We start from the raw sequence: 20,210 nt of genomic DNA, 5'->3' as shown, positions 1-20,210 counted from the left end.
CAGCATGATTCATGACACGAAACAGAACGGCATGACACCAACGATGATGCCGGTCGGAGATCTCGTCGCCAGATGGCTTGCCGAAATTGGTGTAAAAGTCGTCTTCGGTGTGATTTCCATACACAACATGCCGATGCTTGACGCGATCGCCCGTCAGGGACGCATCCGTTTCGTTCCGGCGCGTGGTGAAGCTGGCGCCATGAACATGGCGGATGCCTATGCCCGAACGACTGGCGGACTGGGTATCGTCTTCACCAGCACAGGCACCGCAGCAGGAAACGCAGCCGGCAGCCAGGTTGAAGCACTGACAGCCTGTTCTCCGGTGCTACACATCACCACCCAGATAGACCGACCTTTCGTTGATCGCGATCGCGCACCGATTCATGATGTTCCCCATCAGCCTGAAATGCTGAGGGGCGTTTCAAAGGACGTATTACGCGCATGGTCGGCAGCCTCCGTTATTACAACGCTGGCGGCAGGCGCTTCGGCTGCCCTGACTGCACCGTCCGGTCCTGTTTCGGTCGAGATTCCAATCGATGTACAGAGAGAGGAGGCGCGTGTGCCTCTTGTCTGGCCAAAACCGCGAAAAGCTGGTGTTACGCCGGATGAAGCCGCCGTGGACTGCCTCGCTGAATTGGTCAGGAAAGCCCGGCGACCCGTTTTCTGGTTTGGAGGCGGCGCTCGCGCGGCAGGCGCAGAGGCCAGCGCACTGCTACAACGTGGTGTTGCGACGGTAACCAGCACGAATGGTCGTGCAGTCATCCCTGAAGATGCGGCAGGTTCACTCGGTGCTTTCAATATGACTCCGGAGGCGCAGGCGCTTTACGAGTCATCAGACCTGATGGTGATCGTCGGCTCGCGTCTCAGAGGCAATGAGACCCGAAACAACGAAATGCGACTTGGTCGTACGCTCGTCCAGATCGACGCCGACGCCAGTCAGGGCGCCCGAAATTATCCCGTCGATCTGTTCATTCATGGGGATGCGTCCAAAACACTCTCCCTGCTTCTTGAAAAACTTCCGGAACGTCTCGACGTTGACACTGCTCTTGCCAATGATGCGAGCACCGCACGAGTAAAAAGCGAGGACGCTCTACGGCAGGGTCTTGGCCCCTATATTACGGTGGCAGACACACTCAGGGAATTCGTCTTCGAACGCAGACTGGCCTTTGTCCGTGACGTGACCATTTCCAATTCCACATTCGGCAACCGTTACGTCAACCTTGCCTCACCCAATCTCGGCGTACATGCCCTTGGGGGTGGTATCGGTCAGGGGATTGCCATGGCGATCGGTGCGGCACTTTCCGGTGCGGCAACCCGCACAGTCTGCCTCGTGGGCGATGGTGGAGCAATGCTCTACATCGGCGAACTTGCAACCGCTGTTGAGGAAAAGGCTGGTATTGTCTTCATCCTTATGAATGATCGTGGATATGGAGTAATCCGGAACATTCAGGACGCGCAATACGAAGGGCGACATTGCTACACCCTTTCGACAATCCCTGATTTTGGCCAGATTGCTGCTGCTGTCGGACTGCCTCATCATCGCATCTCGGACATTTCGGTATTCCGTGACGAATTCACCACCGCACTTGATGCAGAAGGGCCGGTTCTTCTCGAAGTTGATATGACCGAGATTGGTCCTTTTGCTAAAAGCTTTGCCGGTCCGCCCGCAGGCGCAGCAGGAAAACCTGTGTCATGAAAAAAGAAGGTCTGCATTTGGGCCTGATAGGCTCCGGCTCCATGTCGGCGACTGTCGTGGCGGCACTGACTGATGCAGGCGTTCGCATAGAACGTCTCTCGGTTCTGGTACGACCGGGTCGCGAAGCATCCGGACAGACTGCAATCACAGAATGGAAAACTGGTGATGCTGCAAGTAGGGTTGTTAGCACTTTAGAAGAATTGATCGCTTCAGAACCTGACATTGTTGGCGAATGCGCCTCACAGCAGGCTGTCGCCTCCTGTGTTCCCCTTCTGCTCGCAGCAGGAATCGAAACAGTGATTGCATCCGTCGGTGCTCTGGCAGACCGGGATATTTTTGCATCCCTTTCTCAGACAAATCCCGGAAAACTCCATATTGCGACAGGAGCTGTTTCTGGAATGGACGGCCTCTCAGCCGCACGTCTCTCCGGGTTGACCGAAGTAATATATACAGGAAGAAAGCCACCTTCTTCCTGGCCCGCAGGAGGCACAGATTACGCCATCGTCTTCAAGGGAAGCGCTCGGGAAGCCGCCTTACAGTTTCCCAAAAACGCGAATGTCGCCGCGACAGTGGCTCTGGCCGGGCTTGGTTTTGATCATACACAAGTTCTCCTGATCGCAGACCCTGAATGTGCCAGTAATGTTCATGAGATTTCCTTTGTTTCAGGATGTGCCCGTGGCAGCTTCCGTATGGAAGGCGTACCATCGCCGGATAATCCGAAAACCTCGCTGACAGCGGGATACAGTGTCGCAAATGTTATTCTGAATGCAATCAGACCCGCACTTCAGACAGCCGCAAGGGATGTAGTGTAATGCCTGCCTCTGCCACGGATTTTACGACAGCCGATCTTCCCGATGGCCGCATTTTCGTAGCTGGAGCTTTCCGGGAAGGTCGGGGAGAGGAAATCGAATCCCGTTTTCCGGCTGACGGCAGCCTCAACAGGGTCATGCGAGAGGCTGGCCCGGAAGATCTTGATGAGGCCATGATTGCCGCACAGAAAGCTGCTGCCGATCCAGTCTGGCGAGACCTCTTGCCACACCGTCGGGCCGATTATCTCTATCGTATCAGTCAGGGCATCGCTGCAAACGCCGACCGTATTGCCTACATCCAGAGCCGGGATACAGGAAAAACAATTCGGGAAACTTACGCGCTGGCCTTGAGTGCGGCAGGCACTTTCCGTTATTTCGCAGCGGCGCTGGAAACCATGGAAGAGGCCATCACGCCGTCCCGTGGACCATGGATGACACTCTCCCGCTATGAACCAATCGGTGTCGTCGCAGCCATCACGCCGTGGAACTCACCGATCGCCAGCGATGCCCAGAAAGTCGCTCCCGCACTCGCCGCCGGAAACGCAGTAATCCTGAAACCGGCCACATGGAGCCCCCTCGTAGGACTGGAATTCGCCCGGATTATTGCGGAATCCGGGCTGCCGGCCGGGCTGCTGTCCGTTCTTCCCGGTGGTGGACAGACCATTGGCGATCGTCTTGTCAGCCATCCTGCAATAGGGCGGATATCCTTTACCGGAGGCACGAAGGTCGGCCACGCAATCGCATCCAAGGCCGCTCAGCGCCTCGTGCCTGTCTCGCTTGAACTCGGGGGAAAATCTCCAACCATCGTTTTCCCTGATGCCGATATCGATCAGGCGCTTGCCGGCATCCTGTACGGTATGTTCTCGTCGTCCGGTCAGTCCTGCATTGCAGGATCTCGTCTGTTTATTCATCGTTCCATCTACAATGAATTTCTCATGCGCCTGGTTGCCGCGACAAAAGCATTGAAGGTCGGCCATCCTTTTGATCCCGACACACAGGTCGCACCACTGATCCATCCTGCGCATGTCGCCAGTGTCGCACGGTGGGTGGATATCGCACGCGCAGAAGGTGGTCGGGTTCTCGCAGGTGGTATGGTCCCTGACGGAGAAGCGTATAAAGGCGGTTATTACTACCTGCCGACGATCATAGACGGGGTCGATAATAAAGCGACAATATGTCGGGAGGAGGTATTTGGTCCTGTTCTCGTCGCCATGCCGTTTGACGACGAGAATGATGTGATCGCCATGTCCAACGACAACCAGTACGGGCTGGCCTGCGGGATATGGTCACAGAATCTGGGACGTGCCATGGACGTCGGCAAAGCGATTACTGCTGGCACTGTCTGGATCAATACCTATAAACAATTTTCCATTTCGACTCCTTTCGGAGCTGACAAGGAAAGCGGTATCGGTCGGGAAAAAGGACTTGAAGGTCTTCAAGCCTATATGCGTCAGAAATCGTATTATATCAGCGACCTCGGTGTAAAAATACCGTGGGGGTTGAGCGCTCTGAATGCCTCATCATAAAAGTCTTCGGAGAAATCGACGGGCTGTCATTTCTGCTCGACAGCCCGATTACCTGATGCACCAAACGCTGGGATAAGCACCCATAAAAACGTGGCTTAGCTATTGGAAAATCCTCGAAACGACCGATACTGAGGGAAAAAGCGACAGTTCCCCCCTGACACCAACACAAAAGACCAATATTCCTCAAGCCTGAATCAACCGGCCGGCTTACAGTCTACAGCATAGGGTGTGTTGTCATTTAATTCCGATGATGGTGGGGAGAGTTGCACTGCTGCGAGGAATGTTGATTTCAGCTTGTCGTATCGTGTTGCAATGCCTCTGAACTGCTTCAGTCTGGCGAAGAACCGTTCGATTTCGTTTCTCTTTTTGTAAAGTGAGAAGCTGATTTTCCGTGAATGACGTCGGTTTCTTCTTGATGGGATAACCGGTGTGATCTGCCGTTCTTCGAGCTTTTCGATAAGCGGGTCAGCATCATAAGCCTTGTCGGCAATAATGGCTTCGGGACCGACTTCGTCCAGCAAGGGGCCTGCTTCCGTGATATCCGCTCTCTGCCCTGGCGTCAGGGATAGCGTCACAGCTTTTCCCGCGGCATCGACAACAGCGTGGATTTTTGTAGTCAGTCCGCCACGGGACCATCCGATGGCCTGATCCGCGCCCCTTTTTTACGGGTGCCCGCGCTATGCTGGTGAGCACGGACTATCGTGCTGTCGATCATCATGTATTCGTTGTCATGGTCAGCCGCCAGATGCCGGAAAATGCGCTCGATCACACCGCTTTCGCACCAGCGGCGCAGTCGCCGGTGGACGTTCTTCCAGTCTCCAAAACGGGTCGGCAGATCACGCAGGGAATGCCTGCGCGGTAGCGATACAGAACCGCTTCCACAAACAAACGGTTATCCGCGGCCGTACCGCCGACATGACCTTCACGACCAGGGAGAAGGTCTTTTATCCGAGCCCACTGACCATCGCTCAGACCATACCGTCGCATCCACAGCTCTCCCCCGCTCCAAAAACAGAGAGAAAACATCACAGATCAGGTGGAAGTACAAGCCTCAGGGCACCGCCCCCTAACTGACGACACGCCCTAGGGAACAGGGGGAGCTTATGGTGCAGAGTAATATTTTTGACGCTATCGGTTCAGCATCAGCTTAAAGACGAACCTGAAAAGATTTCTCGTTTTTCGTGCTGTGTGTTACATAGAGAGTATACATTGTCGATAACACAGGATGTTGTGGTAATTTTCCTTATATCTACAATATTGTAGGTAATTTGGGGATATATCCCCTATGGGACGCCATTGATACTCCAAGGAAATTTGGTTTCTCCACAGGCTACGTAGATGTTCATTTGAACATCGATCTCTCCATTCCTTAATCTCACCCAAACGGATCACCCTTCCGACGCGCCCTGATTGTCGTCCATGTCAACCCGAGGACTGACACAATACCGCCGACAGCGCCAAGGAGGATGGAGACAAGATCAAACATCAGGGAACCGGCGGGGGATAAGCCCTGACCAGCGGCCGCGCCTGCCATCACCAGGCGCGGGCATAATCCCTCCACCAGTCACGATCGCGTCTGAGATGGTCGATGTCGCGACGTTCCACTTCAATCAGCCGCCGCTCCGCATCGTGAGCAGGCAGGTAGATGGAATCGAAGTCAGGCCTGTGCCGCGCTTGGTCTGCCCGAAAGCATTGATGACGGTCGTGTAGACCTCCGGTCCGTATTTCTCGGCCAGAGAAACAACGGCGCCGAGAGTGCCAAGGAGTGCGCTGATTTCTGCTGTGTTCATATCAGTTTTCTCCAATTTCCGAACATGCGTCGGGCGTCTGCCCGGCTTCAATCCAGACCAGCAGGCGGTGAAGGATGCCAGGTCAGTCTGTGCCCCTGAAACTGCTGTCTTGGTCAGGGATTTGCCGCTGGTGATGGATGTTTCAAGACTCAAATTTCATTGAACACCGTCTGACTGGCACGTTTGGTCAGCGCCTTCTGATCATCGGTCAGTGTTACGTCAGGCTCCTTTCCCACCAGCACGTCCGGCATGGAGTTTGGGAGGATGTGATACGCGCTGGCAAGATCGTATGTGGCCTACTATAGTACATTAGCGAGTGCCTGGAGAGTGGTGCGCCGGTTATTTCTCCGCTTTCTCGTGGTGAGCGTGGATTATATGTCAGACAATCCGACCATCTATCGGTCAAAAGAAATAACCGTTGGCACAAGTTATATTACGGCTTATACTACGGCACCATAAATCCTGTTCGATATATGATATTTTCTTCCACTTTCTGGTGTAGAAGAGACAGGAACCCGCCGGTATGACGTCGAAAATCCATGCGAACATCGACTCCGCAGGTAAGATGATCGCTCCTATCCCTGACACCGAAGCAGAAAGGGAACATTACTGAAGCTGCCCAGAAGCATCGTAATTCGCTACGACACGCTGAAATCAACTTTTCTCGCAGCCATTCGACCCATCGTCGCAATTCTCTTGCTTAAATTACGGCACATCCTGAAACCAAGATTTTACACAGACTGGATGCCCACTGATAACGACGCACCATCATCATACGAACGCAAAAATTCGACAATGGTGAGACGATAAAGATCCAACCCTTTATAGGAAGCTAATGCCGGATCAAGGTCACGAAGCACACGATGTAAACGCTTCCGCCACTTCGGCACTGTCATGATGTCCTTTATCGGTAGCAGGTAGCAGCGGATCGCGAAGAGAATCGCATTTGAACGCGGCAGACGGTAGAGCGTCTGAAGCTCCACACGCAGATGCACTTTTTCCGCCACGTTTTCAGGTGTGACCGAGGCGCGATCCTCGCCCCAGATCATGTAATTTTCCGGCGAGGTATCAAGGCGGGGATTGATTGTCATAGTCCAGTTCAGACGCCTGACAGGTCGTCCATACTGAAGCATCAATAGAAACCTGAGACCACGGTCGAAAATTCCCATTTCAGAAGCTTTGGGCACTGGCGCATGCCACTGACGAAAGGACATGCCCATATCGAATTTCAGGGACCAGTCCGCCTGCGATGTGACCATACCACCGTCCATCCACAGGTCGTTTTCGCGCTGATCCTGAAGTGTGAAATCTCCCTGCATCTGACGCGCCATATATTCGAAAGGGGGTTGCGGAAGCGTGGTCTCATCGCCGAACACGAAGGACTGGCTAATGTCCAAAAGATGATTTTCCCAGTGCCAGTCATTGCCCTCTTTTTTCAGGGTGAAATGCTCGGGATAGTCTGTTGACAGACTGTCCATGCCGAGTTCGAGAAAATCCCATTCCGCATCACGCATATGCGGCAACACCATGCAACGTTTGGGATCTTCCGCAAGAATACGTGCTTTCTCGGCACACTCGCCAAAATAATGCTCATCGACATCGAATGTGTGACTCATAGAGTCCACCGGACCGCCACGCACATGCGGTTCGATATTCATCGAATAAATGTAAGTATCTTCTGGAAATGGAAAGGGGAAACGGAGAATGGTTTCCTCACTATTTTCGACATGGAAGGGAGGACGGTAACTATCCCGGATATGCGCCTGGCCGCTCATGACTGGTCTCCTTAAAGATCAAGAGTGAGCATGTCCGTTTTCGCACGGGACACACAGGTAAGAATGACTTTGCCCGAGGCACGTTCCGCCTCCGTAAGCACGTGATCACGATGATCCGGCTGTCCGTCGAGCACTGTCACGGCGCAGGCGCCACAGGCACCACCACGGCACATGCAGGGCGCGTCCACATCCGCCTGCTCCAGGGCTTCCAGCAGCGTCTCATCCCCCTTGACCACTATCTTGCGGCCACTACGGGCAAGAACGACCTCAAACGGCCGCCCGCCTTCCGGCACGAAGAAATGTTCGGAATGCACTTTCTCCGGAGCAAAACCACACCGGCACGTGGTTTCCTCCACCCATTTCATGAACCCTTCAGGTCCGCAGAAATAGACATGGGTCGCAATCGCCTCATCCTGCAGCCAGTCGGCAAGACCTACTTCGGAGGGCAATCCGGTATGCACTAGAACCCGTGCCTGATCATGACCGGCCAGCAATGCTTCAAAGGCCGGACGCTCTTCTGCACGGCAGAAATGGTGCAGTGTGTAATCCGCCCCGACTGAGTGCAGTTTCTTTAAATAGGAAAGAAAGGGAGTGATTCCTATCCCGGCGGAAAGAAGCACGTGCCGCCGTGCTGTTTTCACAATTGGAAAGAGGTTCGCTACACTTCCGATCCACACTGGCAGTCCCGGTCGCCCTTTTTCGTGCAGGAACCGAGACCCTCCCCGTGACTGCGGCGCCAGACGGACAATCACTGTCAGTTCCCGACCATCTTCCGAACATTCCACGATGGAATAAGCGTTCTTGTAGACCTTCTCACCATCCCCGAATTCAAGGGCGGCATAACTGCCCGGTGAAACAGGTGGGAATGTCTGTTCCTGCACCCCAAGCACAAACCGTCGCAATGTCGGTGTCAGACTTTCGACGCGTTCAATGGATGCCGCAAACCCCACTCGTTCAGCCATGTGTCATCACCTCCATCGCTTCAACAACCACAGCCGGTTCACCCGCTCCCATATAGGCGCCGAGAGAACGGGAGTAATGATCACGTACAGACAGTTCCGTGGCGCATCCGCGACACATCAGCTTGTCGCCGCTCACCCCATCATGAAGCGTGTCGCAATGCACGCAGAACACCCGTCGTTCAGAGCCACTGGGCACACCAAGAAGGATTTCGCTACTACACAGACCGGCGTCATCGGCGAGTTTTGCCACCTGACCGAGAAAAACCGGCTGCCCCGCAGCATACAGCCTGAGCCCCACTTTTTCGCGAGCCAGACGATATGCAAGTCTTTCCAGAAGATCGGCGATGGACCGCATCCGCACATCGCAGGTGTTGGGATCAATTTTTACCAGACTACTATGCTCGATAGTCCAGATTTCGAACAGGGAAGGCCGTTCCCCCTCTGGCAACGCCAGCACCGCGTTTTCACGGACAAACAAATGGCGTCGTCCATCGGGATCAAAGGTCAGAGGCCGATACGGAAGCTCACTTGTTCCCATAAGACCTTTTTCCTTTCCAACAGGATCATGATGAAATGGGATTTCATCCCTTTGCCGTCCGTTTCTTTTTCTCGGGATCGTCGAACGGCAGAATGTGCGTCACACCCGCCAGTTCCGCATCTCCGGAAATTACCACAATATGTTTTCCCGGAATGGCGTAGGGCACATCCATCCGCGCCAGCGCCATCGATTTTCCCGTCAGTTTCGAAACCATGGCGCAGGTGACAACGCCAACCTTGCGCTCACCATCATAGACAACTGAACCTTCTCCTGCCGCTACATCACCATCCAGCAGCAAACCAAAAATCTTGAAACGTTCTTTTCCCTTGAGCGCGAAGTGCGCCGGGGCACCACGGAAATACGTCTTGCCGGGGCTGACGGTAAAATTCAGGCCCAGTTCCCACAACGTGTCACCAGCCAGTTCCTGCTCAAACGGATACATTTCCGAATTATCATAAGGATAGAAAAGAAGACAGCTTTCGACACGCAGCAGGTCGAGCGCGGTAAAGCATACCGGCACGATTCCGTCGCCCTTTCCGTCTTCCAGAATGCTGTCCCAGATCAGTGGTGCATCCACGCCCTTGCAGAAAATCTCATACCCGCGCTCTCCGGTATAACCCGTGCGGGAGATCATGACCGGCGCACCGAAAAGTGTGGTCTGCATATGGTGAAAATAATTCAACTGACGGATTCCGGGAACATGACGCTCAAGAAAATCCACCGCCACCGGCCCCTGAAGCGACAGATCATGCAAATCGTCATCGAACAGCATCGCGGCGTTACGTCCCACAACCGCCTGTGACAACATTTCATGCAACGATCCGGCCCCATGCACCACCATCCAGCTATTGGGTCCGGTACGATAGAGAACACAATCATCAATGAACTTGCCGGAATCATTGAGGGCAGTCGCGTAAACCGAGCGACCTGGGGTAACCTTCTGAAGATTCCTGCTGGTTGTATAATCAAGAATTGCCGTCGCATGCGGTCCGACAAGATGGATTTTCTTCAGACCTGATACATCCATCAGGCCTGCCTTCGTACGAACGGCGACGTGATGATCCCGCACGTCAGTGGAATAACTCCAGGCCGTCGCCATGCCGTTCCAGTCTTCAAGACCGGAGCCGAGGACACGGTGACGATCGGCAAGGGTGCTTGAACGCCAGCTTGTGGTCATGTTTGCAACTTCTCCCGGCTCACCGAGCCTTCATTTCGAATTGACATCGCAACAAATACCATAGGGAAAATCATGCAGTCCGATTGCATTATCGGATATATAAGTTTTCCTTACACGAGATCTTCATATAAACAGAAACGATCTTTCGAAGATTTTCAGGACACCAGCCAAGATGCAACTGATGTTCTGAATCGTATCAGCCCGCGCTGACCTTGCGCTCGGGTTCGGCCACAGGAGATAGAAAGGCCTCAAGAGAATCATCAAGCGCCTTCATCCATACCGTATGATGCGGGGGCGCCATTGTACTGGTCAGGACGGACGGATAACTGCGGTCTCTGAAGGTCATGATACCGTCAACCTTGTCGTGCTTCCATTCCTTGAAGATTTCCGCCACCTTATCGAGATCAAACGGCGGATAGTCAGTGTATTTCATCAGATCGCGTACGTAATCCGTCTGAAAATCGATCTCCTGATAAGCGTCTTCAAGCGCCTCTTCACGCTTGCGCCACACAAGCGTATCCGCCGTCATGTCTGCCGCCGTGGGCAGTTCAAGACGTCCCATGATCACATCACGGGCAAACCAGGCCTGAGCATCAAACATGTTGAATGTGTAGTACTGATCCTGCATCCCGAGATAAAGCAGCTTCGGGTTATCGATCCAGCAAACACCCTTGTACAGAGACAGTGGATACAGGCGGTTATTTGTTTTCAGACGCAGAGTATCCGGCAGGAAAGGAAAATGGTGCTTGTATCCGGTACACAGAATGATGGCGTCTATCTTGCGGGTTTCTCCATCACTAAAAGAAGCTGTATTTCCTTCGACTTTCTCCAGAAGAGGATGCTCTGAAAAACCTTCCGGCCAGTTGAAACCCAAAGGACGGGAACGATAGGAGAAGATGATCGACTTCGCTCCGTATTTGTAACACTGGGAAGCGATATCCTCCGCAGAATACGAACTGCCGATCAGAAGAATGTCCTTGCCGGCAAATTCATTCGCATCCCGGAAATCATGGGCATGCAGAATACGACCGGGGAACAGATCGAAACCCGGAAAGCTCGGGACATTAGGGGTAGAGAAGTGACCGGAAGCACAGATGACGTAATCAAAACATTCCGAATAAACATGGTCGTTCGCAAGATCCTCGACTGTCACGATGAAGTGTTCCGCATCTGCATCCCACTGCACATCCCTTACCGGTGTGCTGTAACGCATGTCACCCTGCAGATCATCACGCTTCATACGGCCCAGAATGTAATCCAGAAGCACTGCACGAGGCGGATAAGACGGGATTGGACGGCCAAAATGCTCTTCAAAGGAATAATCAGAGAATTCAAGTCCTTCCTTCGGACCATTTGACCATAGAAAGCGATACATGCTGCCATGCACGGGCTCTCCATATTCATCGAGCCCTGTACGCCAGGTATAATTCCAGATACCGCCCGCTGATGACTGCTTCTCGAAACAGACGATGTCAGGAACATCATGTCCTTGCCTGCGCGCCGTGCTGAACGCTCTCAACGCTGCAAGTCCGCTTGGACCTGCTCCAATGACTGCTACCCGCTTTCTTGTCATGTTCGTGGATGCTCCTTAATGGACGATCTGGCTCGCAAACCTGTTTCTGGCTATATTTCAGGATCTGACTCGTGTTTTTTTCGGGTCATAAGCCGGAAAAGATGTAACTTTCACCGGTATCCTCTTTTGAAACCCGTCAAGTTTTCCGATTTCCAGTTCCTTTCCGATTTCCGTCACCGATACATCGACACGTGCTAGCGCAATGTTTTTTCCCAGAACGGGAGAACTACATGAGCTTGTCACGACACCGACCCTGGCTCGACCTGAATAGACAGGATCTCCATGATCAAGCCTGTCATTCATGTGGCTTTCCAATCCGACCAAACACTGCCGCGGATTTTCACGTCTCCGCCCCAAAGCTTCACGACCGACATAATCCTCGGTCTTGGCTGCAGGCACGGCAAAGCCAAGACCTGCTTCAAATGGATCCGTTTCCGGACAGAACTCGTAACTGGCAAAAGCCAGTCCGGCTTCGATACGCAGCCAGTCCAGAGCTTCTAGTCCGAGGGGCATCATCCCTTTCGGTTTTCCGGCTTTCCAGATCGCATCCCATACGGCGAAAGCCTGCCGGGGGTGACACCAGATTTCATAACCAAGCTCTCCCGTGTAACCGGTTCGTGAAACCACAACAGGAATGCCTTCGGGGCCACCGATGCGTCCGATGGTAAAGCGGAACCATTTCAGGGACACGATGTCCGGCTGTGTGGGACAGGTCCAGATCAACGACGCCAGAATCTCCCGACTCTCCGGTCCCTGCACAGAAAGGTTATGCAACTGGTCGGTGGAAGCTCGGATGCGGGCATTCAGTCCTCGATCATCCGCCAGATTGCAAAGCCATTCACCGCAATAATCATCGCCACAAACAAGCCGGAACGCCTGCGGCGCCAGACGGAACACGGTTGCGTCATCCAGCATGCCGCCATGCGGATAACATAGCGCTGTATAAACTACCTGCCCTACAGCCAGTTTACGGATATCGCGTGTCACGGCTATCTGGAGCAGCAGTTCGGCGTCTGGGCCTGTGATTTCGAACTTACGGAGAGCCGACAGATCCATTACGCAGACTTTTGTCCGGCAGGCCCAGTATTCGGAAACCGGACCGTAGCCTTCAAAACAGGATGGCAGCCAGAAGCCTTTATATTCGACAAACTTCGCGCCCAGCGCTTCAAGACGATCGTGAAAACCACTTTGGCGTGTCATGACAGGTGGAGATTCGGGTGTCATGCGATGCGTCACCCCCTTCGGAAAACGGTTGCTCCGGTCGTAAATGCGGATATGAATATCAGTAGGCGTCCAGCCATTTGCGGACGTCACGTCATCAGCGCACGATGAAGAGGCGCAGACGAGATTCCTTTCCGCCCTGAGCAGCACATAGTCTCCGGGTCGGGACCACGGCTCCTCGCCCACGATCGTACCGCATTCAAGAACCTGCGTATTGAAAAAGAAGTTGATGGCCGGCCACCCACTGCGGGGAACAATTCCCTCCACTTCAAGTACCCTGTTGAAGTTTTCAGTGCAGTTGTCATGACCAGGATAACCGCTGTCATCATAATATTTGGCGGTACAGGCCAGAAGGAATGCATCATGACGACCCACCGTATCTTGTACGATCTCGACCATCGGCTGCATGTGTTCATTCAGAAACTTCGCATGCAGTCCCGGTGTCGGCATGGCGCTTCCCTGCACAGTCCGGGTGGCCGTCGCATCCAGCCCGAACGTCCTCCCCTCTTCCAGAGCCAGAGCATCGAACGCGAGAAAATCGGAGCATTGCCGACCATCGACATCGATGATCTGGATGTAGTCGCCCTCCCGGACACGATAACTTACAGCCGAGGCCGCTGGCACGTGGATTTCCTGCAGGACGGGTCCAAGTGGAGCAGGCAGACGTGACGTGGCGGAAGCCGCATAAATCGCTACATCCACACGCCCGGGAGCATCGGAATTTTCAGGCAGCATATCGTCCGCAGGAACTTCGACGACAATGTCTCCATCCCGCAGCACCGTGAAACTGACACTCTCTCCGGGCACTGCTTCTGCGTCCAGTATAACGAAGGAGATTTCTTCTCCATCCAGAAACCGGGACAATGCCTCACTGGAAAAGGCGGGGGCGGTTTCTTCTCCCGAAGAGCATTTCAGCATACCCTGTGGAGCAAACACGACAGCCGTCTGTCCTCCATCAACGCCCAGAACTTCGAAACGCTCACCTGCTGCTACCGGAAACTTCCGGGCGCTGTCCCCACCGTTGATCCGATGGGAAGATCTTTGCGGAGCTTTCACAAGAAACGCGGTCATGATCGTCGCCCTCGATACGTTTCCGATCTGAAATGAAAACAAGCATGCGATGGGGTCCATAACAATAGTGCCATTTGGCACCATTCATCCTGAACGACAGAGGCATCCCCCTCTCATATGAGCACAACGATCACACTCCATCTTTTCATCTCCTAAAAAGAGCTTTTGACAGAACAAACAAAGATTCTATCCGGGCAAACGAGCGAATCCGTTTCTGATAAAAACATGCATCACGGGTTTCGTGTTTTTCAACTTTTCTCTACATCATTGTTTTAAAATAAAAAAACACCACATCACGCCTTGTGAACAGAAGAATTATCTAAACCCGAATATAAATATATCTTATATAAGAAATACCTGTTGCTGATTCTGTCTTGCGTTTACTAGGGTTTGTCCAATATCATTATGGACATGAAATGATGATCAGAAATCTGCTTTGCATCTCACTGCTTGGCGGTCTTTGCCTCATGGGCCGCTCCGCCGTCGCTGCGCCAGAATCCCACGATCCGATCAAGATCACACTCAATGACTGGACGGGTGAACTGATAACTGCTCACATCATGGGCGATATTCTGAAAAAAGCTGGATACAACATCGACTATGTACCAGCCGATTACCTCGCCCAGTTCAGTGGCATGGAAAACGGTGACCTCACTGTCGCACCTGAGGTCTGGGCCACGACAGCGCAGGAAGCTCTTCAGGCTGCGGTCAAAACCGGCAAAGTGGAAGATTTGGGTTCCTCCGGAATGCAGGCTCGTGAAGAGTGGTGGTTTCCGGAATACATGAAGGAAAAATGCCCGGGCCTGCCCAACTGGGAAGCCCTGAAAAAATGTAGCGAGATTTTCAGCACTCCTGAAACTGCCCCCAAAGGACGCTATCTCGGCGGTCCCTCGACCTGGGGCGGTCATGACGAGGAACGTATCGAAGCGCTCGATCTTCCGTTTGAAGTCGTGCATGCGGGCACCGACGCCGCGCTCTTCGCCGAGCTTAAAAGCGCCTACGAACGCAAGGCCCCCATCATTCTGTGGATCTACACACCGCATTGGGTGCCTATCAAATACAAAGGTGAGTTTGTTGAATTCCCTCGTTATGAACCGGGGTGTTACGAAGATCCCAGTTGGGGAATCAACAAGGACGCCAAGTACGACTGTGGCAAGCCTTATGGTCCCATTTGGAAAGCTGTCTGGTCAGGCATGAAAAACAAGTGGCCGGGCGCCTACGCCATTATCAAGAATTACAAGTTCGATAACAAAACCATGGGTGAACTTGATGCCCGCGTGGACCTCAACGGCGAGAAAGTCGAGGACGTGGCTCAGGACTGGGTCAACAAGCACGAAGACGTGTGGAAGACCTGGCTCAGTAAGTAACATCTTTCCTCCGCGCAGTCCCATCGGCACTGCCGGAGGAATCCCTTTTCCGCAGAAGAGAGACCTGATGCAGCATCCTGTACTGGCTTGCCGGAAAGTCAGCCGCCTCTATGGCGCACGTGCATCCGAATTCGTCACAGACGGCCATCTGACCACTGACAACGTGCAGGCGCTTCAGGAAGCCTGTATTACACCTGCAATCTTCAATGTCGATCTCGACATTGAACGGGGCAAGACCTTTGTCATCATGGGCCTCTCCGGCTCAGGAAAATCAACCCTGTTACGCTGCCTGGCCGGCCTCACTCCGCCCTCAGCGGGCCAGATTCTTTTTGAAAGCAAGAATCTTTTCGAATTTTCCGAAGCTGACCTGATCCAGATACACCGTCACCAGATGGGCATGGTCTTCCAGCATTTCGCGCTGCTGCCACATCTTACGGTGCTCGGCAACGTCGCTTTTCCTCTGGAAATTCAGGGACGACCACGCGCGGAATGCGAGGAAATCGCACAGCGGATGATCCGTCTGGTGGGGCTCGAAGGCCGCGAACACCGGTTTCCCGCCCAGCTTTCCGGCGGCCAGCAGCAGCGTGTCGGCATCGCCCGTTCTCTTGCTGGCGATCCTGACGTGTGGTTCCTTGATGAGCCTTTCTCCGCCCTCGACCCGCTGATCCGCCGCGAAATGCAGGCCGAAGTCATGCGCCTTCAGGGCATGCTGAAAAAAACCATCGTCTTCATCACGCATGATTTCGAAGAGGCCGTGCGCGTTGCTGACCGCATCGCCATCATGAAAGACGGGCAGGTCGAGCAGATCGGCACGGCGGAGGAACTGCTCGTCAGTCCCGCAACCGATTATGTGCGCGCCTTCACCCGGGATGCGCCGCGCGCCCATATTCTGACCGCCCGATCCATCATGACAGCCCCTCCTCCTGCCGGTCCTTTTGGTGGTGAGGTCAACGCAACAGACCGGGTCATTTCATTTGTCCGTCAGCTTGATGCCTCTTCCCTGCCTCTCGCCGTCATTGAAAACGATGAAATCGTTGGCGCCATCGACCGGACCATGCTGCTCGACATCCTCATCGGTCCGGATGATCAGGCAGTCGACGCATGAAAAAAGTATCGACCTTCCCGACCAGTATCATTTCCGGCAAGCCGGTCACTCTGCGCCACCTGCTGTGGCTGATCATCATCATTCTGAGCTTCATTCTGGCCGAACTGCCGCGCACCATATTTCCTCGCTGGGTGCAGAAATACCCTACCGAATGGCGTCTGCCACTGGCGGACTGGATTTCCGCTTTCATGCACTGGCTGACAGAGGAGGCTCATCTGGGACCGCTAACTGTTTCCGGTTTCACCCGCGCGCTCTCGTTTCTTCTCGATCTGCCTCTGCAACTGGCCTCCATGGTGCTGGCGACCGGCATCCTGAAAGGCGAAGGGTCGGAAGCCGTGATGCTGTTTCCTCCCGTACCATGGTTCGCCCTGATCATAGCCATCGCGGCCCTGTCATGGACGCTGCGCGGATGGCGTCTTGCCGTCGGCATGACGATCGGCTTTCTCTATCTCGTGGTCTTCGGACAATGGACCAGCGCCATGGTCACGCTCGCCTCCGTGCTGGTGGCGGCCCTGCTCAGCGCTGCGGGTGGTCTCTCGCTCGGACTTCTGTGCGTCCGGTCGGCCATCTTTGGTCGCTTTCTCTCTCCGCTGCTCGACGTCGCGCAGACCATGCCGGTCTTCGCCTATCTCCTGCCGATGTTGATCCTGTTCGGCTTTGGCCCTGTCTCCGCCATGATCGCCACCGTTATCTACGCCATCCCGCCGATGGTCCGCGTCACGATTGTCGCCATTCAGGGCGTGCCTGACGAGTTGCGTTCACTGGGCAGCATGACAGGCTGCACCCGTCGCCAGATGACATGGCGTATCCTTCTGCCAACGGCCCTCCCCGGACTGATGGTGGGGGTCAATCAGGTCATCATGCTTTCGCTCAATGTCGTGATTATTGCGTCGATGATCGGCGCGGGTGGTCTGGGCTGGGACGTACTTGGCGCTCTGCGACGGCTTGATATCGGCGGTGGTCTCGAAGCCGGTCTGGCGATCACGGTTCTGGCGGTGATGCTCGACCGTTTCGCACAGGCGCTTGTGCCTGATACACGACGCGCTGTCCCCAAAAGCTCACACCCGCGCTTTCCTGTCACAGGTGCTCTCGTCTTGGCAGGACTGCTCTGGGTCGCTGCCGCCCTCTGGCCAGCGATCGCCCATTATCCCGACAGCGCACGTCTCTCTACCGGCCCGTTCTGGAATGATCTGGTCTCCTGGATCAATATCCACTTTCACGATCCGCTCGATGTGATCAAGACTTTCATGCTGCTGCACGTCCTCATGCCGGTGAAGCGCTTCATGCTCGCCTTGCCCTGGCCATGGGTCGTGGCGGTCGTAACGCTGGCCGGACTATGGATGGGGGGCATCCGTCTCGCCTTGACCGTGGGTCTCATGTGCGGTTTCATGGCTGTCGTGGGACTGTGGCAACCGGCGATGATCACACTCTATCTCTGCGGTGTATCGGTCATGATCGCCATGCTGCTCGGGGTGCCGCTGGGAGTCCTTGCCATACAGCGCTCCTGGCTGATGAAAAGCGTGGAAGTGTTCATCGACACGCTCCAGACGCTCCCGGCCTTCGTCTATCTCATCCCCATCGTCATGCTGTTTCGTGTCGGCGATTTTACAGCGATGATCGGTATCGTGCTCTACGCCATCGCTCCCGCCATCCGCTACACGGCGCACGGGATCAGTCAGGTGCCGGCTTCCCTTATCGAAGCCGGGATCATGACCGGCTGCACACGCGGGCAGATTCTCCGACGCATCCGCCTGCCCCATGCCCTTCCCGACATGCTTCTGGGCCTCAACCAGACGATCCTTCTGGCGCTTTCAATGCTGGTCATCACCGCGCTTGTCGGCACGCGCGATCTCGGACAGGTCACTTACGCCGCCCTTTCCAAAGCTGATGTCGGGCAGGGCGTGGTCGCGGGTCTATGTGTAGCGGTCATCGGCATGATTTCCGACCGCTTTATCCGACAGTCGATCCGGCAACCCGGCTCGTAGGTCTTTCTGGTGAACAAATTTTGTCTCACTCCAGCTTCCAGTTCTATCGCAATAACACGAAACATCATGAAAAATTTTGAATATATTATAATCGGAAACAATCGTTCGACGGGGTTTTCATTGCAGTATGATAATGATAAGTCTATTGTTGCCGCCACTGATACCGCAGGGGCCAGAGCATGACCTTGGCCGGAGACACAGTCCTTCTCGCAGGCTTCGATTTCGGTTCGACAACTAGTCGGGCGATGGCCGCGCACGCGCGTCTCTCCCTGAATTGCGTCACCGGTCGCATGGAATTTAACCAACCTGAACTCTGCTACCGTTCGGAAGCCTGTTTCACTCCTTTTCGGGACGATCAGCAGCTCGACATCGAAGCAATCGACGCATTGCTCGACAGCTGGCTGGATGCCATCACGCCTGATCGTGACAGCATCTTTTCCGGCGGCGCGATCGTTACAGGACTCGCTGCACGACAGGACAACGCCATCGCCCTGACAGAAGTCGTGGAATCCCGCATTGGCGCAGCCGTTGTCGCCACGACGCGCGACCCCATGCTGGAATCCTGGCTCGCCTTCATGGGGGGATGCGCCGAGCTGTCGTGGCACCAAACCAATACCGGCGTGCTCAATCTCGATATTGGCGGCGGCACAACCAATGCAGCGCTTGGCATGAACGGACAGGTTATGGCGGCGGGCTGTCACTCTATCGGTGCCCGCCACTTCCAGTTCGGCGGCGACGGCACCACACTCATCTCACTCTCGCCCTTTGGCGCCGCCCTGTGCGATCACCTCGGTTTATCGCTTGTGCCGGGCGATAGTGTTTCCGAGCAGGATATCGAGCGTATCACGCACTGGTATGTCCGTGCGCTGGAAGACATCGCCCAAGGATCACGCGCCAGTTTCAGCAGCGCCTGCGGAGCGCTCCACGAAGACTGTCCGTTCACCCCGTCCCTACCCCCTTCCACCCTGCTGACCTTTTCCGGCGGCGTCGGCGAAATGATTTACGCCACCCTGAACGGACAGAATCTGCCGCCACGCGCCCTTTATGGCGATCTCGGGGTCGATCTGGCGCGGGGGATCATGGCGTCTCCCCTTCTTTCCCGCGATCTGCATCGGGCCGTTCCGGCCAATCAGGGACGGGCCACCGTTTACGGTCTGACCATGCACAGCACCGACATCTCAGGCGCGACGGTCTTTCACTCCGATAAGATTGGCCTGCCACTACGGGATCTCCCGATCCTCGGCACATTCGATATGCGGACCTCCGTCAGTCGTCTGAACAACCTTCTCACCATCGCCCGCAGACATCCCGCTGGCGTGTGCCTGCGACTGACCAGCGACACGCCTCCGGATCTCGCAACCATTCGCGCAACAGGAGAGCGCATCGCGACCGCACTGGAAGAAGCCCTGCTGCCGTCCGAACTCCCGCTGATCATCCTGACCGACCACAATATCGGTCACACACTGGGCAGTTACATCACCCGCTGGGGCACGCTGCCCGTCAACCTGATGGTCCTTGATGAAATGCCTGTCCGCGACGCCCGTTTCGTCCGTATCGGGCGGCCACACAACATCGTGTTTCCCGTGTCCTTCTACGGCATGAGCTGACCGAACCG

Annotated in this window: 15 protein-coding genes and 1 pseudogene; 7 read left to right on the top strand and 9 right to left on the bottom strand. The window is 54.7% G+C overall.

All coding sequences use genetic code 11. The annotated features are described in order from the left end of the window. Positions 1-4: 4 nt before the first annotated feature. From LKE90_RS12860 to LKE90_RS12850, 3 genes are read left to right on the top strand one after another with little or no spacing between them, the layout of a single operon-like run. A complete protein-coding gene (locus LKE90_RS12860; RefSeq protein ID WP_291494742.1) occupies positions 5-1,696 on the top strand; it encodes a thiamine pyrophosphate-binding protein in 1,692 nt (563 codons plus the stop codon). Next, positions 1,693-2,508, top strand: coding sequence for an aspartate dehydrogenase (locus LKE90_RS12855; protein WP_291494743.1), 816 nt, complete (start codon positions 1,693-1,695; stop codon positions 2,506-2,508). Before LKE90_RS12860 ends, LKE90_RS12855 begins: the two co-directional genes overlap by 4 nt. Then, positions 2,508-4,031 (top strand): aldehyde dehydrogenase, encoded by a 1,524-nt coding sequence (locus LKE90_RS12850; protein WP_291494744.1) that lies wholly within the window; start codon positions 2,508-2,510, stop codon positions 4,029-4,031. The genes LKE90_RS12855 and LKE90_RS12850 overlap by 1 nt, the downstream gene beginning before the upstream one ends. Before the next feature lie 194 nt (positions 4,032-4,225). Here the strand turns inward: LKE90_RS12850 and LKE90_RS12845 are convergent. The 9 genes and pseudogenes from LKE90_RS12845 to LKE90_RS12805 all read right to left on the bottom strand — a co-directional run bounded on the left by LKE90_RS12845 (position 4,226) and on the right by LKE90_RS12805 (position 14,138). Next, positions 4,226-5,018: pseudogene (locus LKE90_RS12845) on the bottom strand (IS5 family transposase). A gap of 388 nt (positions 5,019-5,406) precedes the next feature. After that, a complete protein-coding gene (locus tag LKE90_RS12840; protein WP_291494745.1) occupies positions 5,407-5,565 on the bottom strand; it encodes a hypothetical protein in 159 nt (52 codons plus the stop codon). Positions 5,566-5,641: 76 nt separating this feature from the next. Next, entirely contained in the window at positions 5,642-5,821 is a 180-nt protein-coding gene (locus LKE90_RS12835) for a hypothetical protein (protein ID WP_291494746.1), read from the bottom strand. 731 nt (positions 5,822-6,552) lie between these two features. Continuing rightward, a complete protein-coding gene (locus tag LKE90_RS12830) occupies positions 6,553-7,596 on the bottom strand; it encodes a heme-dependent oxidative N-demethylase family protein (RefSeq protein ID WP_291494747.1) in 1,044 nt (347 codons plus the stop codon). A gap of 11 nt (positions 7,597-7,607) precedes the next feature. Then, complete coding sequence (locus LKE90_RS12825; protein ID WP_291494748.1) at positions 7,608-8,558, bottom strand: PDR/VanB family oxidoreductase; 951 nt, start codon at positions 8,556-8,558, stop codon at positions 7,608-7,610. Then, positions 8,551-9,096 (bottom strand): dimethylamine monooxygenase subunit DmmA family protein, encoded by a 546-nt coding sequence (locus LKE90_RS12820; protein WP_291494749.1) that lies wholly within the window; start codon positions 9,094-9,096, stop codon positions 8,551-8,553. The genes LKE90_RS12825 and LKE90_RS12820 overlap by 8 nt, the downstream gene beginning before the upstream one ends. A 43-nt stretch (positions 9,097-9,139) precedes the next feature. Continuing rightward, positions 9,140-10,273 (bottom strand): aminomethyltransferase family protein, encoded by a 1,134-nt coding sequence (locus tag LKE90_RS12815; protein ID WP_291494750.1) that lies wholly within the window; start codon positions 10,271-10,273, stop codon positions 9,140-9,142. Between the two features lie 196 nt (positions 10,274-10,469). Further along, a complete protein-coding gene (locus LKE90_RS12810; RefSeq protein WP_291494751.1) occupies positions 10,470-11,846 on the bottom strand; it encodes an NAD(P)-binding domain-containing protein in 1,377 nt (458 codons plus the stop codon). A 57-nt stretch (positions 11,847-11,903) separates the two neighbouring features. Continuing rightward, a complete protein-coding gene (locus tag LKE90_RS12805) occupies positions 11,904-14,138 on the bottom strand; it encodes a DUF1989 domain-containing protein (RefSeq protein WP_291494752.1) in 2,235 nt (744 codons plus the stop codon). 467 nt (positions 14,139-14,605) lie between these two features. Here LKE90_RS12805 and LKE90_RS12800 point away from each other — a divergent pair, with 467 nt between their 5' ends. From LKE90_RS12800 to LKE90_RS12785, 4 genes are all read left to right on the top strand, one after another. Next, positions 14,606-15,505 carry an ABC transporter substrate-binding protein gene (locus tag LKE90_RS12800; RefSeq protein WP_291501517.1) on the top strand — a complete coding sequence of 300 codons (900 nt, stop codon included), beginning with the start codon at positions 14,606-14,608 and terminating at the stop codon, positions 15,503-15,505. A 67-nt stretch (positions 15,506-15,572) separates the two neighbouring features. Next, entirely contained in the window at positions 15,573-16,610 is a 1,038-nt protein-coding gene (locus LKE90_RS12795; RefSeq protein WP_291494754.1) for an ATP-binding cassette domain-containing protein, read from the top strand. Next, the gene (locus tag LKE90_RS12790) at positions 16,607-18,595 is read left to right on the top strand and encodes an ABC transporter permease (RefSeq protein ID WP_291494755.1); all 1,989 of its coding nucleotides are present in this window, start codon (positions 16,607-16,609) and stop codon (positions 18,593-18,595) included. The genes LKE90_RS12795 and LKE90_RS12790 overlap by 4 nt, the downstream gene beginning before the upstream one ends. Positions 18,596-18,774: 179 nt before the next feature. Further along, positions 18,775-20,202 (top strand): ethanolamine ammonia-lyase reactivating factor EutA, encoded by a 1,428-nt coding sequence (locus tag LKE90_RS12785; protein ID WP_291494756.1) that lies wholly within the window; start codon positions 18,775-18,777, stop codon positions 20,200-20,202. Positions 20,203-20,210 lie beyond the last annotated feature (8 nt).

This window comes from Acetobacter sp., from assembly GCF_022483985.1.
Taxonomy (GTDB): domain Bacteria; phylum Pseudomonadota; class Alphaproteobacteria; order Acetobacterales; family Acetobacteraceae; genus Acetobacter.
Note: the sequence above shows the minus strand (reverse complement) of the source record. Positions and strands in the feature narration are given on the sequence as shown.